The 600-nt window shown below is 56.7% G+C and carries 1 protein-coding gene; it reads left to right on the top strand.

Features of this window, described 5'->3' with window-relative positions; all coding sequences use genetic code 11:
* Positions 1-269: 269 nt before the first annotated feature.
* A partial coding sequence (locus P0D70_RS36750; protein WP_494478134.1) for a dihydrofolate reductase family protein occupies positions 270-600 on the top strand: 331 nt, incomplete at its 3' end.

Here is a 600-nt window from a genome sequence, read left to right as displayed (position 1 = left end):
CTCGTCATTGTTTTGCTGTGCGTAGTGACGCTTCGCATTGGGGTTCGCAATGTGCAGCGGCGTGGGCGGCGAGCCCGAGGATAGAATCCGGTAGCGGACGTCTGTCCGCCTATGTGACCGCTGAACGGTGGGTATGACAGAGAAGTTTGAAGTCATCGCTTACTGCGTCGCAAGCAGTGACTGCGAGGAGATTGAGGGGGAAGTTGGGGTGCACAACTTTCACCCCATATTAAAGTTAGGATGACATCCGAACCTGCGAGAGGAGAATCATGAGTAAAGTGTTCGTCAACATTGGACTTAGCCTCGACGGCTACATGGCACCGGAAGGAATGACCATGGAGAATTGGGGCAATCCTGAGTACAAGAACTGGGGCGCCAAGTGGGGCGCGCTGATGGCCTGGATCCTCAATCAACAGTACTTCCGCAAGAACCTCAAGCTCGGACCGGGGGGAGAGACCGGCCCGGTCAACGACCTGCTTCGCAGCACTACGGAGCGCATCGGCGCCAACATTATGGGCAAGCGAATGTTCGACCAGGGCGAGCGCGCGTGGCCGGAAGAAGCTCCGTTTCACACACCGGTTTACGTTCTGACCCATGAAG

Source organism: Paraburkholderia sp. RL17-381-BIF-C (assembly GCF_046026435.1).
In the GTDB taxonomy this organism is placed as follows: domain Bacteria; phylum Pseudomonadota; class Gammaproteobacteria; order Burkholderiales; family Burkholderiaceae; genus Paraburkholderia.
This window is presented reverse-complemented; position numbering and strand designations above follow the sequence as displayed.